The sequence below is a fragment of the Rhizobium phaseoli genome (assembly GCF_001664385.1).
Classification (GTDB): Bacteria; Pseudomonadota; Alphaproteobacteria; order Rhizobiales; family Rhizobiaceae; genus Rhizobium; species Rhizobium phaseoli.
In genome coordinates this window covers 899,777-913,865 of the sequence record NZ_CP013536.1, presented here as the reverse complement: position 1 = coordinate 913,865, position 14,089 = coordinate 899,777, and the positions used below count along the sequence as shown (strand labels likewise).

Genomic DNA, 14,089 nt, shown 5'->3' with positions numbered 1-14,089 from the left:
GATCTCCTGAAGGAAAGAACTAGAAGCCGAGCACTTCGGCATTGATGGATGCTTCGAGGCCGCCGTCTGCGGCAAGATTGGCGCCGTTGATCCAGCGTGCGCCATCCGAGCAGAGGAACAGAACCGCGGGCGCGATATCGGCGGCGGTACCCGCGCGGCCGACGCGGGTGATGTCGCTGTCGACCCTGGCATCGCCGAGCACGGCGCGGAACTGCTTGAGGATCGGCGTTTCCACCGGTCCCGGGCTCACCGCATTGACGCGGATACCACGCGCCTTGAATAGAGGGTCGTGCGCGGCGCGCATGGTCCAGAGCAGCAGCAGTTCCTTGGACAGCGGATAGCCTTCCTCGTCCCTGAGGCCGTGTTCGGCGGCGACCGCCGAGACATCGGGAAAGCCTTCAATGCCGGTCAGGATCTTTGCCCGCTCGAGATTGGCGCGCCAGCCATAGCCGGCAATCGAGGCGACGTTGACGATGGCGCCGCCCTCGCGCAGTCGTGGTGCCACGGCTTCCGACAGGGCGCGAAGGCCGTAGAAATTGACGGCGAGCGTCGAGACGACGCCGGTATTGCCGGAAAGGCCGGCGACGTTGGCGAGTGCGTCGAGACGCTGCGGAAGCCGTGCTACGATCTCGGCAACGCCCGATGGCGTGGACAGATCGCCCCGGATGAAGGCGGCGTTCCCATTGGTGGGTTCGCGCACGTCGATACCGATCACATCGGCGCCCATCTGGCTGGCCAGTTGCGCCGTGCGCGCGCCGATGCCGGACGCTACACCTGTTACCAGGATCGTTTTACCAAAAAGCATGAATGTCACCTTTCACAAGAGGAACTGGAGGCAAGCAGGCTCATTCTTCCCATTTGATCTTGGTCGGTCCGGGAAGTTTCAGCCGATAGCCGACGGGCAGAAGCTGGAAATCGAAGCGGCGTTCGATTTCGCCCCAGAGCCCGCGCGGCAGGTAGAGGGAGAAGATCAGAGCGGTGGCGCCGAGGCCGATCAGATACCAGACGCCGGTACCGCCGAAGAAGGTCTCGATGACGAAGAACAGGATGGCGCCGAGGATCGCGCCTTCGAACTTGCCGATGCCGCCGACCAGCACCATGAAGATCATGTAAGCGGTCCACTGGACGCTGAAATAGGTCTTTGGCTGGAAGGTCGTGGCGGTTGCAAGCCACAGGCCGCCGGCAACGGCGATGCCGAAGGCGGCGAGCACGAAGAGCAGCCGTTTGGTTGCGGTGACCCGCACGCCGACCGAGGTCGCCGCCTCCTCATTGTCACGGATCGCCTGCATCGCCGCGCCCGCACGGCTTCGCATCAGCATGAAGAGCGCGCCGAGCAGGGCGGCCATGGACGCGAGCGCCAGCCAATAGATCGCCGCCCGCCGCATGCCGCTGTCATAGAGGTTGAGCGAGATCAGCGAGGTTCCCGTTTCGCCCTGGATCAACCGGTCGAGATTGACGAGCAGGTGGGCGAGTTCGGCGACGACCCACATGCCGATCGCGAATTCGCCGCCCTTCAGCCGCAGCATGAACAGCGAAAGCGGGATCGACAGCGCGCCGGTCACCACCGCGGCGGCAAAGACCGAGACGAAGGGATCGAGGCCGGCATCGGCAAGGCGAATGGTAAAATAGGCGCCGAGGCCGAAAAACACCTGCTGGCCGACCGAGACGAGGCCGCCGAAACCGGCGAGCGCATTCCACATGGCGGCAAGGACCACATAAATGAACAGTGCCGTCATCCGGTCGATCGCACCGGCGCCGAGGATGGCGGGGGCGAGCGCCAGCAAGGCAAGCATTGCGGCCATCGAGCCGAGCGCCACTCGCGACGATTTCGTCCAGCGTTCGATCGACATGCCATGGGAGGCGAAGGTCGTATGGGAGGTCATGTCGGGCTCCGGAGACGCGCGCGGGGTTTTAGAAATGCGCCGAGTTTATCGAGGAGGGGCATGCCCGACCGGGACAGCCTGATGAAAAGCACGAGCAGGAACACGGCATGGCCGCCGATCAGGAAGCCTTGCGGATGCAGCTGCGCGCCGAGCGATTGGGCAAGCCCGAGGACGATGCCGCCGGCAAGCGTGCCCCAGAGCGATCCGGAGCCGCCGATCACCGCCGTCTCGAAGGCGAAGAGCAGCTGCGGCCCGCCCGCATAGGGGCTGAAGGTCGCCCGCATGCCGAGAAAGGCGCCGGCGATCCCGATCGTGACCATGGTGATTGCCGTGGCGACGGCATTTACCCGACGTGCATCGATGCCGACGAGCCCTGCCGTATCGGGATCTTCGGCCGTGGCGCGGATGGCGCGGCCGAGCGCAAAGCGGCTGAGGAAGAATTGCAGAGCGCCGAGAAGGAGGATCGCCGTTACCATCATCATGACGGCGAGCTTGCCGACGAAGATATGGCCCGGCAGCTGCCACGACGCATAAGAGAGATTGCCAATGAAGGGCGCGAGCGAGCGCGTGTCGGCGCCGAACTGTTCGAACAGCAGGTTGTCGATGACGATCGACAGGCCGAAGGTCGTCAGGATCGGCAAGAGCGTGCCGCCGCGGGCGCTACGTTCCAGGATGAAGCGCTGCAGCAGCCAGCCGAAGACCGCCATGGTGGGCAGCACGATCAGCAATCCGGCGAAAGGCGGAATGCCGGCTTTGGCGGCGAGCAGCCACAATCCATAGGCGGCAGCGATCGCCAGGCTGCCATGCGCGAGATTGATGATCCGCATGACCGAAAACATGAAGGACAGTCCGCAGGCGATGACGGCGTAATAGCCGCCGAGCAGGATGCCCTGGAGCAGGGAATTGATCATGATGCGCTCCTCTCGCCGGCGGCCCGGTGCAATCCGAAATAGGCCTGGGTGACGTGCTCGCGGGTGACGGCCGCCGCCGGCCTGTCGAGCACGATGCGTCCTTCCAGCATGCAGATGACGCGGCTTGCGACACTCATGGCGCGGGCGAGATCCTGCTCGACGAGCACGATCGTCGTCCCCGATGTGAGCAGGGCTTGCAGCTGAGCATAGACGCGGTCGACGACGAGCGGCGAAAGCCCGAGCGAGACCTCGTCCAGCAGCAGGATGTCGGGGTTGCTCATCAGCGCCCGGCCGATGGCGGTCGCCTGCTGCTCGCCGCCGGAGAGGTGCCCTGTCTTGGCGTGGCGGCGAGGCTTCAGGTTCGGAAAGGCGTCGAGGACGCGGTCGACGCTCCATTCGCCCTTGCGCCCGCAGCTCTTTCCGAGAAGCAGGTTCTCCTCGACGGTCATCTGCGAAAACAGGCGCCGGCCTTCCGGCACCAGGGCGATGCCCCTGGCGATCCGCTTGTGGGAAGGGATGGCGGCAAGATCCTCGCCGTCGAGAAGGATCTCGCCAGAGGCGGGCAGGTGAGCGCCGGCGATCGATCGAAGCAGCGTCGTCTTGCCCGCGCCGTTGGCGCCGACCAGCGCCAGCACCTCACCCTTGGCGATATCGAAGCTGACACCGCGCACCGCCTGCAGCAGGCCGTGGCGGACGTCGAGGTTGCGGATGGAGAGAAGGCTCATGCCGGCGTTCCTCCAAGATAGGCCTTGACGACTTCGGCGTTGCTCATGACCGCTTTCGGCTCGCCATCGGCGATGATCCGGCCGGCATCCATGCAGATCAGCCGTTCGGCCACCTGCAGCAGGATATGGACGATATGCTCGATCCAGACGATGCCGATGCCGCGGCGGCGCAATTCGAGAATGGTTTCCACCAGTTCGCTCGCTTCGCCATCGGTCAGCCCGCCGCCGATCTCGTCGAGCAGCAGCAGCCGCGGCTGCGTGGCAAGCGCGCGGGCAAGCTCCAGGCGTTTGCGATCGAGCAGGCCGAGCGTATCGGCCGGGCGGTTGGCGACGCCGAGCATGCCGCAGAGCGAAAGCGAATCCACCACCCGCTCATAGGCTTCGTCGCGGCTTCCGGCATTGCCATGGGAGGCGGCGACGAAGACGTTTTCGAAAGTCGTCATGCCGCTGAAGGGTTTCGGGATCTGATGAGTGCGCACCAGCCCCGAGCGGCAGCGCTCCGCCGCTGTCCGGCTGGTCACGTCGGCGCCATCGAAGGTAATCGTGCCAGCGCTCGGCGGGAAGGCGCCGGCGAGCACGGAGAGCAGCGTCGTCTTGCCGGCGCCATTCGGCCCGACGATGCCGACCGCGTCGCCATCGCCCATGGAAAAATCGAGATCTTCCAGCACCACGAGCGCGCCGAACCGCTTGTGGATTCCGTTCGCCGAGAGAAAGGCTCCTCCCGGCCGATTTTGGGTTTGCTGCTGCACCGTGCGTTATCCGTTGTAGGCGATGAGCGTGGCGCCGACCGGGACGTTGGGATCGGTGGCGTTTTCGGTGACGACATAGTCGAGCGCGAATTTCGAGCCCTCGGCCGCTTTTACCCATTGCGTGCCGATGATCGGTCCGGGCGAGACATTGGCGACCGGACCGCTGGTGAAATCGACCTTGCCGGCGATCGTGGTCGTTTTCAGCGTGGCAATCGCCTTGGCGACGGCAGCCTTGTTCTTGGCGTCGCTGCTCGCCTTCAGCGCGTCGAAGCCGGCATCGAGAAGCGCGAGGCTGGCGCCGAGCTGCTGCGTCCACTGCTTGCCGCTTGCCGCTTCATAGCCGTCGGCAAGCTCGGTTCCCGAGACGCCGGTCAGCGTCGATTTGTAGGGGAAGGCCTTGTGCCAATAGGCGGCGCTGCCGATGTTCATGCCGAGATCGCCGAGCGCCTCGATATCGGAAGGAAACAGTCCTGTTTTGGCGACCTGGCAGATCTTGATCTGCTGGGTGAGGCCCTGCTGGGCGGCCTGGCGCCAGAAGGCGGCGAAGTCGGGCGGGATGGGGAAGGAGTTGAAGATCTCGACGCCCTCCTGCCGGAAGAGGGCGATCTGTGCCGAGAAATCGGTGGTGCCGGTTTCATAGGCACCGGGATCGACGATGGTGAAGCCCGCCTTGGCGAGGGCGGGCGCCAGATGGGCGCGGATCGCATTGCCGTCGGCATCGTTGGGATACATGACGCCGACCTTCTTGTTGGTCTCGATCAGGCTCCACTGCGAAACATAGGCCTTGTGGAACTCTTCGACGCCGAAGCCGAAATGATAGGTCCATTTGAAAGGCGAGGGTGCGCCGGGCTTGGCGCCGCGGCCGAAATACCAGGCCTCCCACGGCATGACGGTCGAAAGGCACGGCACGCCGGCCGCCTCGCAGGCGTCGGCCACCGGATTGATCGTTTCGGGCGTGGAGACGGCGAGCATCAGGTCGGTCGCCCGGTTGTTGATCAGCTCCTTCGCCAGTTGCCCGGCCCGCGAGGGATCGGACTGGGTGTCCTGGTCGAGGATATCAACCTTCCAGGTCTTGCCGCCGGCCTGCAGGCCGTTCGCCAGCGCCTTGCGTGCGAGATCGAGCACATAGCCGTCCGTTTCGCCGAAGCCGCCGAGCGGACCGGTGCGTGGGCTGATGAAGCCGACCTTCAGCGTGTCGCCGCTCTCGGCGAAGGCCGTGCGGCCGGACAGCGCGAGCGCCGCGCTGCCTGCGGCGGCCGATGCGATGAAAGAGCGGCGCGTGAGAGACGCCGTGTTGAATGTCCTGCTCATGAAATTGTTCTCCCTCTTGGTGCGGGCCTCCCGCCCGTTTCCTGTTCATTTCCGGCCGATCTGGCTTCAGATCGGGTATTGATGTTTTCCCGATGCGATGGTGACCCATCGAAGCTCGGTGAATTCGTCGATCGCGGCCTTGCCGCCGAAGCGGCCGTAGCCGCTCGATTTGACGCCGCCGAACGGCATTTGCGGCTCGTCGGAAACGGTCGCCTCGTTGATGTGGCAGATGCCGGATTCGAGCCGCATGGCGACAGCGAGCGCGGAATTGACATCACCGCCGAAGACGGCCGCCGAGAGCCCGTATTCATTGTCGTTGGCAACGGTCACCGCCTCGTCGACGCTGCCGACGCGGATGATCGCCGCGACCGGCCCGAAACTCTCCTCGCGATAGATGCGCATGGCCGGCGTCACCTGATCGATGACGGTCGCATCCATCAGCGTGCCATGCGCCTCGCCGCCGCAGACGAGGACGGCGCCTTTCTGGAGAGCGTCGTCGATCAGCGACCGCACACGGCGCACGGCCTCGGCGTTGATCAGCGTGCCGAGCGGCGTATTGCCGTCCTTGGGATTGCCGGCGATAAGCGTTGCGGCCTTCGACCTGAATTTGCCGACGAAGCCGTCGGCGATCTCGTCCATCAGGATGATCCGCTCGGTCGACATGCAGATCTGGCCCTGGTTCATGAAGGCGCCGAAAGCGGCGGCACTGACCGCCTCGTCGATATCGGCGTCGGCAAGCACGATGAACGGCGCCTTGCCGCCGAGTTCGAGCAGGCAGCGTTTCAGATGCCGTGCCGAGGCTTCGGCGATAATCCGGCCGACGCGGGTGGAGCCGGTGAAGTTGATGCGGCGCACGGCCGGATGGGCGATCAGCGCATCGACGACGGCGGCGGCATCGCCCGGGGCATTGGAGACGACATTGACGACGCCGCGCGGGAAGCCGGCGTCGCGCAGGACGTCGCCGACCAGCCCGTGGGTCTTCGGGCAGAGTTCGGAGGCCTTGAGGACGACCGTATTGCCGCAGGCAAGCGGCATGGCGACGGCGCGGGTGCCGAGGATGATCGGCGCGTTCCAGGGCGCGATGCCGACGCAGACGCCGGCCGGCTGGCGCACCGCCATGGCCATGCTTCCGGGAATGCCTGATGGAATGAGCTCGCCTGCGATTTGCGTCGTCATCGCCGCCGCCTCGCGAAAAATATCTGCGCCGAGGCCGCAATTGATCGCCGCCCATTGGGTGGTGGCGCCGGTCTCGCCGGTCATGGCTTCGATGAGTTCGGGGGCGCGGGCTTCGAGAATATCGGCGGCGGCGTTGAGCAGCCTCCTCCGTTCGCCGGGGCCGGTCTGCGACCAGTCCGGGAAGGCGGCCGCGGCAGCGTTGGCCGCCCTTGCCATGTCGGCGGGGGAGCCTGCCGAGGCGATCGTCGCGACGTCGCCCGTCAACGGATCGATGCGTTCGAAGGTCGCCCCGTCGTCCGCATCCACCGCCTCGTTGTTGATCATCAGCTTCGCCGAGAACACAGTTTTCCCCGTTCATCCCCAACTGGTGCTGCCAGCAGGCGCGTTGTTTTTGCCAGGGAGGGACGAGCGGAAGCCGCGGCTAAAACGCCGGCTGACCATCCTGCATCTGTTGAAGAGCCTCCTCCCAAAGGCTGATGACAATGAGGTTACGCCGATCGGTTCAGGATGGAATGCGATTTACTGGGTTAATATTGTAATTATCCGGCGATTGGCCCATGTTTGCCGGGAGCAGGAGGAGATGCGGTGGCGACGGACGGGGGGATTCACCACTATGCGAGAGGCGAATGGCACGCGCCGTCGCTCTCGCACCGGCGCATTCGTTTTCAAAAGGGGCTCTATGCCGACTTCCATCATTTCCTCCTGCTTGGCGAGGGGAGGGGCGAGCTTCATTTCGACAACGGCGAAGACCGGCCACTGCACGGGCCGCTGATTGCCTTTCTGCCGCCGCAGGCACGCTGCGATCTGTCGATCGCCGCGGGAACCGCCGCCCATCTGGTCGGCGTGTCGGCGCAGATCATGGTCGATGCGATCGGCGACAAGGTGGAATCCTATTCGCTGCGCCTCTTCACCGAGCAGCGCAAGCTGGTCGAAGCGGCGGATCCGTTGCTGGTGGCGGAGGTCGCTCCGTTGGTTACGGGCTTCGTGCGCGAACTCGGCGATCCCGCCCGCTCCTCCTGGATGGTCGCAGCCGCCTATATCAGGCTGGTCCTGATGGCGCTTTGGCGCGGCCGTGGCGGGGAAAGAGGCGAGGAGCGAGGGCAGGGCGAAACCGGTTCGATCCTGCAGCGATATCGCCAGCTCGTCGAGGCCGGTTTCCGCAACCACCGACCAATCAACGATTATGCCGCCGAACTCGGCGTCACCGCCGACCGGCTTCATTCCATCTGCCAGAGGGCGCTCGGCCGCTCGCCGATCCAGCTCCTGCACGAACGCGTGGTGCAGGAGGCGAAGCTGAGATTGGAGCGCTCGGCCCGCAATATCCAGGAAATCTCCGACAGTCTCGGTTTCCGCGACCCGACCTATTTCAGCCATTTCTTCAAGCGCAAGACCGGCCTTTCGCCCGCCGGCTACCGCCAGATCGCTCGCGCTTCTGCCGGCTCGTACAACAACATGCTGTCCTCGGGCTACGCGGATTGGCCCTAGAGCCTGGGTAGGCGGGCTCCAGGAACGAGCCCACTAGTTCCCCCTGTAGATCCGCTTCAGCGCGGCAAGCAGCCCGTCCATTTCCTCGCGTGAAAACAGGGTGATGAAACGCTGTTCGTGCCGGTCGATCCGCTCGCGCGCCTGCACGAGCATTGCGTGACCGGCCGGCGTCAGATGCAGTTCCTGGCGGCGGCGGTCTGCCGCGGAAGAGCGGCGTTCGATGAAGCCGCGGGCGGCCAAGCGGTTGACGAGGGCCATCATGGTGGCGCGGTCTGTGCCGAGCGTATTGGCGAGGTCGATCTGCGATGCGCCGGGATTGCCGGCCAGCAGTTCCATCACAGCGAGTTGCTTCTGGGTCAGCCCCAGCTCCTCCATGGTTGCCGCGAAATCGCGATAGATCGCGACATGCGCCATACGCAGGTGAAAGCCCAGAAGATCGCCAAGCCGGCCGACATCGAGCGGCGGCGCCAGCGGGGTGTCTTCGCCCTCCAAATCATCCTGCGGTGGTTTTGCGGCCATCGTTCCTCTCGCATCATCAAGCGTCATAACCATCAAAATCAGCGGGTTAGTCAATATCGGCGATGCCGATTTTGCTGCGTGAAGTCGAATGGCAGGATTGCCGCGAACAGCCTCTTGCATTGTCGGAGAAAAATAATAGTATGTGTTGCATACAAATTTGATGCCTGTCGGAGGAGCAACGGGCATGGGAGGAGAATATGGCGCATTCCTTTTCCGGGGTGGTTTCGTCGACGGATTGCGGGCTGGTGCAGGACGATCCGGTCCTCTACCGTGCCCGCGTCGCACCGGATCGTCAGGCTCTGTTCGAGATCGCCACCGGCCGGCAGCTTACCTATGCCGAACTCGATCGGCGGATTGCACGCTGCGCCGGTTTTCTGGTCGCGTTGCTTGGGGTGCGGCGGGACGGAGCGCGTGTGGCCATGCTGGCGCGCAATTCCGTGGATTCAATCGTGCTTGCCTTTGCCTGCCAGCGCGCCGGCGCCATCTACGTGCCGCTCAACTGGCGGCTCAACGCCGCCGAGCTTCGCCCGATTCTTGCCGATTGCGCCCCGGCTGTCCTGGTTCGCGATGACGAGTTTGCGGCAACGGCAGCGGACATTGCATCGGCTGATTCCGAGATGATGGTGATATCGACGGCCGGTGGACCGGCCGGGCTTGCGGCACGGATCGAGGCGAGCCTTCCGGCGGCCCCCGTGCCCTGCGATGCGGATCAGCCTTGCATCCTTCTCTATACGTCGGGCACGACGGGACAGCCGAAGGGCGTCGTCATCAGCCGCCGCAACGCCTTTTTCGCCGCGGTCAATTTTTCCTTCGTCGGCGAGATCGGACCGGGCGCCGTCGCGCTCTGCGACCTGCCGTTCTTCCATACGATCGGGCTGATCGCGGTAGCGCGCACGACCTTGATGCTCGGCGGTACGCTCGTCGTCTCCGACCGCTTCGCGCCGGCGCGCACGCTCGCGGCCCTTGCCGACCGTGAACGCGCCATCACCCATTACTTCGCCGTGCCGCAGATTGCTCTGGCCTTGCGCAACGATCCTGCCTATAGCGCTGCGGCTCTTTCCGGCCTGCACGCGCTCTTCGTCGGCGGCGCGCCGCTGACGCAGACGCTGATCGAAAGCTATCTCGACGACGGCGTCGCACTGGTCAACGGCTACGGCATGAGCGAAGCGGGAACGGTGCTGCATGTGCCGATCGACCGGCGCGCCGTGCAGGACAATCCCGGCAGCGTAGGCCTTCCGGCACCGCTGCTCGACATCCGCATTGTCGGCGAGGATGGCCGCGACGTCGGGGAGGGCGAGATCGGCGAATTCTGGCTGCGGGGGCCGGCGGTGACGTCGGGATACTGGAACAAGCCGCGGGAAACTACGGCGGCCTTTACCGACGGCTGGTACCGCACCGGCGATCTCGGCCGGCGCGAGGCCAACGGCTTCTATCGCATCGTCGACCGGCTGAAGGACATGTACATCAGCGGCGGCGAAAATGTTTATCCCGCCGAGGTCGAGGCCGCGCTCGCAAGTCATCCTGCCGTTCTCGACGCCGCCGTCATCGGCGTTCCCGACGAAAGGTGGGGCGAATGCGGCGTCGCTTATGTCGTGCTGCGGCCGGGAGTTGCGGCGACGGGCGAGGAGATCGCCGGCCATTGCGCGGAAAGGCTCGCCGCCTTCAAGCGCCCGGTTCGCATCCTCTTCGTCGAGACCATTGCCCGAACTGCCTCCGGCAAGGTGCAGAAACATGTTCTGCGCCAGCACCATTCCGAAGAAATCCTTCAACGACAGGCCATGTGAAACGGCTGCGGCCAATCACGCCGAAACCAATGGAGTGAACTTATGACTGAAAACACATCGCCAGTCCTGGTCGAATTCGATGGCGGCATCGCCTTCGTGACGCTGAACCGTCCGGAAAAGCGCAATGCGATGAACCCGGCGCTCAATGCCCGGATGCTCGAAGCGCTCGACGAACTCGAAGGCGACGAGCGCTGCGGCGTTCTCGTGCTGCGCGGCGCCGGCCAATCCTGGTCGGCCGGCATGGATCTGAAGGAATATTTCCGCGACAACGACGACAAGCCGCGCGATGCCACGCTGAAGGCGCGGCGCCAGTCCGGCGGCTGGTGGAACCGACTGATGTATTTCGAAAAGCCAACGATCGCCATGGTCAACGGCTGGTGTTTCGGCGGCGCCTTCACGCCGCTCGTCTCCTGCGATCTCGCCATTGCCGCCGAGGAGGCGAATTTCGGCCTCTCCGAGATCAATTGGGGCATCCTGCCGGGCGGCAACGTCACCCGTGCGGTGGCCGAGGTGATGCGCCATCGCGATGCCCTCTATTACATCATGACCGGCGAATTGTTCGGCGGGCGCAAGGCTGCGGAAATGGGTCTCGTCAACGAGGCGGTGCCGCTCACCGAGCTCGAAACCCGTGTCCGCAAGATCTGCGCCAGCCTGCTCGAAAAGAACCCGGTGACGCTGAAGGCCGCCAAGGACACCTACAAGCGCGTGCGCAACCTGCCATGGGATCTCGCCGACGACTACATCTACGCCAAGCTGGAGCAGATGCTGTTTCTCGACAAGACCAAGGGGCGCGACGAGGGGCTGAAGCAGTTCCTCGACGACAAGGCCTATCAGCCGGGACTCGGCGCTTACAATCGCGGCCGTTGAGGTCAGGCCCGGCATGGCCGGGCCGTTCGTATTGCTATCGGGAGGAGGAAGCAATGAAGATTAACGCCGCGGTGGCGCGTGCGCCGCATATGCCGTTTTCACTGGAAAGCCTCGATCTGGAGGAGCCGCGCGAGGGCGAGATCCTGGTCCGCGTCGTGGCAACGGGAGTTTGCCATACCGACATCGTCATGCGCGACCAGCACCTGCCGGTGCCGCAGCCGGTCGTGCTCGGCCATGAAGGAGCCGGCATCGTCGAGCGCGTCGGGCCCGGGGTCAGCAAGGTGGCGCCCGGCGATCACGTGGTCATGACCTTCAATTCCTGCGGTCATTGCCCGAGTTGCGACGATCACGAGGAGACCTATTGCCACGAATTCTTTCCGCGCAATTTCTTCGGTTCGCGGGCCGATGGTTCGAGCGGGCTTTCCTATCGGGGGGAGCGGGTGCACGGCAATATTTTCGGGCAGTCCTCTTTCGCCAGCCATGCGCTCTGCCATGAACGCAACATCGTCAAAGTACCTGATCACGCCGATCTGGCGCTGCTCGGGCCACTTGCCTGCGGCATCCAGACCGGCGCCGGCGCGGTGATGAATGCATTGAAGGTCGAGCCGGGAAAAGTGCTCGCGGTGTTCGGCATGGGCTCGGTCGGCCTTGCCGCCGTCATGGCGGCGCGGGTCGTCGGCGCTTCCAGGATCATTGCGGTCGACGTCAATGTGGCGCGGCTGGCGCTTGCGACTGAGCTCGGCGCGACCGATATTGTCGACGGCAAGGCCGGCGATGCGGTCGCCGCGATCATGGCGCTGACCGGCGCCGGCGTCGATTATGCGATCGATGCCTCAGGCGTGCCTGCCGTCATCGATCAATGCGTGCGGGTGCTCGCGCCGCGCGGCACCTGCGGTATCGTCGGGGCCTCGCCGCACGGCGCGACGCTGACGCTCGACCTCACCCATATTCTCTCGGGCGGACGCCGGGTGCGCGGCATCGTCGAGGGTGACTCCAATCCCGATGTGCTGATCCCGCTCTTGATCGATCTCCATCAGCAGGGCCGCTTTCCCTTCGACAGGCTCGTCACCTTCTATGATTTCGCCGACATCAACCAGGCCGTGGAGGATGCGCAAAAGGGCATAGTGCTGAAACCTGTCGTGCGTCAGTCGGCCGCCTGAGACAATTCAAGGGAGGAAAGAATGAACATCGTCAGCCCAATCACGACCGATACCAGCCCCGACGCCATGAAGGCGCTACTTGCCCGGCAAAGGGCGTCATTCCTTAAGGAAGGGCCGCCTGATATTGCGACCCGCATCGATCGCATCGACCGCGTCATCGCCCTTCTCGTCGATCATAAGGACGCGATTGCCGCCGCCCTGTCGGAGGATTTCGGCAGCCGCAGTGTCGAGGCGAGCCTGCTTCTCGACGTTTTCACCTGCGTCGGTTCGCTGAAATACGCCAAGGCCCATCTGGCCGAATGGCTGAAGCCCGAGCAGCATGAGGCCTTGTTCCCGGATGCGCTCGCCGAGGTGGTCTACCAGCCGAAAGGGGTGGTCGGGATCCTCAGCCCCTGGAATTTTCCCTATCAGCTCGCCCTTGCCCCGCTGGCCGGCATCCTTGCCGCCGGCAACCGCGCGACGATCAAGCCGTCGGAGGTCACCCCGGCATCGGCGGCCTTGATGGCGCAACTCGTCGCCGGTGCCTTCGACGAAACGGAAATCGCCGTCGTTCAGGGCGGGCCGGCCACCGGCACGGGCTTTACATCGCTTGGTTTCGACCACCTGATCTTTACCGGCGGGACGGCGATCGCCCATCATGTCATGCGCGCGGCGGCGGAAAACCTGACGCCGTTGACGCTCGAGCTCGGCGGCAAGTCGCCCGTCGTCGTCGGCCGTTCGGCCGACCTTGCAGATGCGGCGCGCCGGGTCATGACCGTCAAGACACTGAATGCCGGCCAGATCTGCCTTGCGCCGGACTACGCCTATGTGCCCGAGGAAAGCGTGGCGGCCTTCGCCGAACATGCAGTCGCTGCGGTCGGCGCAATGTATTCGGGATTGAAGGAAAATCCTGATTACACCTCGATCGTCAATGCCCGCCATCACGCCCGAGTTCAGGCGCTGATCGACGATGCCAGGGCCAAGGGCGCCCGTGTCGTCGAGATCAACCCAGCGGACGAGAATTTTTCCCAGCAATCGGCCCACCGAATGCCGCCGACCCTCATCCTCGATCCTACGGAAGACATGCGCATCCTGCAGGAGGAAATCTTCGGGCCGGTGCTGCCGGTCATCGCCTATCGGGATATTGCCGATGTCATCGACCGCATCAATGCCAAGCCGCGGCCGCTTGCGCTCTATTATTTCGGCCGGGACCCCGATGAAGAGCGTCGTGTACTCGACAATACGACCTCCGGCGGCGTGACGGTCAACGACTGCATGAGCCACGTCACGGCGGAAGGTCTGCCTTTCGGCGGTGTCGGCCATTCCGGCATGGGCGCCTATCACGGTAAGTTCGGTTTCCTCACCTTCTCGCATCCACGCGCCGTCTATCACCAGAGCAGGATGGTAGAAGCCGAATACATGATGCGGCCGCCTTTCGGCGATGCGATGCGTGGCTTTCTCGCCGCGGCGATCTGCAAGTAAGGGCATCACGGGCGGCGGCGGCGCGCTGCCGATCGAGCAGCGCGATGGTCATCTTGGC

General features: G+C 64.5%; 13 protein-coding genes. 5 read left to right on the top strand and 8 right to left on the bottom strand.

The genetic code is table 11. From position 1 onward, the window contains the following. Positions 1 to 19 precede the first annotated feature (19 nt). From AMC88_RS31435 to AMC88_RS31405, 7 genes are all read right to left on the bottom strand, one after another. Positions 20 to 805: a coniferyl-alcohol dehydrogenase gene (locus AMC88_RS31435; protein WP_064830306.1), complete on the bottom strand. Its 786-nt coding sequence runs from the start codon at positions 803 to 805 to the stop codon at positions 20 to 22. Positions 806 to 845: 40 nt separating this feature from the next. Further along, the gene (locus tag AMC88_RS31430) at positions 846 to 1,883 is read right to left on the bottom strand and encodes a branched-chain amino acid ABC transporter permease (RefSeq protein ID WP_064830305.1); all 1,038 of its coding nucleotides are present in this window, start codon (positions 1,881 to 1,883) and stop codon (positions 846 to 848) included. Then, positions 1,880 to 2,794, bottom strand: a complete 915-nt coding sequence (locus AMC88_RS31425; protein ID WP_012490353.1) for a branched-chain amino acid ABC transporter permease — start codon at positions 2,792 to 2,794, stop codon at positions 1,880 to 1,882. The genes AMC88_RS31430 and AMC88_RS31425 overlap by 4 nt, the downstream gene beginning before the upstream one ends. Then, a complete protein-coding gene (locus AMC88_RS31420) occupies positions 2,791 to 3,519 on the bottom strand; it encodes an ABC transporter ATP-binding protein (protein ID WP_004671441.1) in 729 nt (242 codons plus the stop codon). Before AMC88_RS31420 ends, AMC88_RS31425 begins: the two co-directional genes overlap by 4 nt. Then, positions 3,516 to 4,268, bottom strand: coding sequence for an ABC transporter ATP-binding protein (locus AMC88_RS31415; protein WP_064830304.1), 753 nt, complete (start codon positions 4,266 to 4,268; stop codon positions 3,516 to 3,518). Before AMC88_RS31415 ends, AMC88_RS31420 begins: the two co-directional genes overlap by 4 nt. 6 nt (positions 4,269 to 4,274) lie before the next feature. Beyond that, positions 4,275 to 5,579, bottom strand: coding sequence for an ABC transporter substrate-binding protein (locus AMC88_RS31410; protein WP_064830303.1), 1,305 nt, complete (start codon positions 5,577 to 5,579; stop codon positions 4,275 to 4,277). Positions 5,580 to 5,645: 66 nt separating this feature from the next. Next, positions 5,646 to 7,079: an aldehyde dehydrogenase gene (locus tag AMC88_RS31405; protein WP_190311521.1), complete on the bottom strand. Its 1,434-nt coding sequence runs from the start codon at positions 7,077 to 7,079 to the stop codon at positions 5,646 to 5,648. A 261-nt stretch (positions 7,080 to 7,340) separates the two neighbouring features. On the opposite strand from AMC88_RS31405, the gene AMC88_RS31400 reads away from it, so the two are divergent. Further along, a complete protein-coding gene (locus AMC88_RS31400; RefSeq protein WP_064830301.1) occupies positions 7,341 to 8,240 on the top strand; it encodes a helix-turn-helix transcriptional regulator in 900 nt (299 codons plus the stop codon). 33 nt (positions 8,241 to 8,273) lie between these two features. On the opposite strand, the gene AMC88_RS31395 is transcribed toward AMC88_RS31400, so the two are convergent. Next, a complete protein-coding gene (locus AMC88_RS31395; protein WP_064830300.1) occupies positions 8,274 to 8,759 on the bottom strand; it encodes a MarR family winged helix-turn-helix transcriptional regulator in 486 nt (161 codons plus the stop codon). A gap of 197 nt (positions 8,760 to 8,956) precedes the next feature. On the opposite strand from AMC88_RS31395, the gene AMC88_RS31390 reads away from it, so the two are divergent. From AMC88_RS31390 to AMC88_RS31375, 4 genes are read left to right on the top strand one after another with little or no spacing between them, the layout of a single operon-like run. Then, positions 8,957 to 10,543: an AMP-binding protein gene (locus AMC88_RS31390; RefSeq protein WP_064830299.1), complete on the top strand. Its 1,587-nt coding sequence runs from the start codon at positions 8,957 to 8,959 to the stop codon at positions 10,541 to 10,543. Between the two features lie 42 nt (positions 10,544 to 10,585). Continuing rightward, positions 10,586 to 11,410, top strand: a complete 825-nt coding sequence (locus AMC88_RS31385; protein ID WP_064830298.1) for a p-hydroxycinnamoyl CoA hydratase/lyase — start codon at positions 10,586 to 10,588, stop codon at positions 11,408 to 11,410. Between the two features lie 53 nt (positions 11,411 to 11,463). Continuing rightward, positions 11,464 to 12,570, top strand: a complete 1,107-nt coding sequence (locus tag AMC88_RS31380; RefSeq protein ID WP_064830297.1) for an NAD(P)-dependent alcohol dehydrogenase — start codon at positions 11,464 to 11,466, stop codon at positions 12,568 to 12,570. A 21-nt stretch (positions 12,571 to 12,591) separates the two neighbouring features. Then, entirely contained in the window at positions 12,592 to 14,031 is a 1,440-nt protein-coding gene (locus AMC88_RS31375) for a coniferyl aldehyde dehydrogenase (RefSeq protein ID WP_064830296.1), read from the top strand. Positions 14,032 to 14,089: the final 58 nt, after the last annotated feature.

Coding starts and splice junctions, on each gene's coding strand:
- AMC88_RS31410 (WP_064830303.1), bottom strand. CDS start 5,579: ATGAGCAGGACATTCAACACGGCGTCTCTCACGCGCCGCTCTTTCATC.
- AMC88_RS31425 (WP_012490353.1), bottom strand. CDS start 2,794: ATGATCAATTCCCTGCTCCAGGGCATCCTGCTCGGCGGCTATTACGCC.
- AMC88_RS31430 (WP_064830305.1), bottom strand. CDS start 1,883: ATGACCTCCCATACGACCTTCGCCTCCCATGGCATGTCGATCGAACGC.
- AMC88_RS31395 (WP_064830300.1), bottom strand. CDS start 8,759: ATGGCCGCAAAACCACCGCAGGATGATTTGGAGGGCGAAGACACCCCG.
- AMC88_RS31375 (WP_064830296.1), top strand. CDS start 12,592: ATGAACATCGTCAGCCCAATCACGACCGATACCAGCCCCGACGCCATG.
- AMC88_RS31380 (WP_064830297.1), top strand. CDS start 11,464: ATGAAGATTAACGCCGCGGTGGCGCGTGCGCCGCATATGCCGTTTTCA.
- AMC88_RS31420 (WP_004671441.1), bottom strand. CDS start 3,519: ATGAGCCTTCTCTCCATCCGCAACCTCGACGTCCGCCACGGCCTGCTG.
- AMC88_RS31405 (WP_190311521.1), bottom strand. CDS start 7,079: ATGATCAACAACGAGGCGGTGGATGCGGACGACGGGGCGACCTTCGAA.
- AMC88_RS31385 (WP_064830298.1), top strand. CDS start 10,586: ATGACTGAAAACACATCGCCAGTCCTGGTCGAATTCGATGGCGGCATC.
- AMC88_RS31390 (WP_064830299.1), top strand. CDS start 8,957: ATGGCGCATTCCTTTTCCGGGGTGGTTTCGTCGACGGATTGCGGGCTG.
- AMC88_RS31435 (WP_064830306.1), bottom strand. CDS start 805: ATGCTTTTTGGTAAAACGATCCTGGTAACAGGTGTAGCGTCCGGCATC.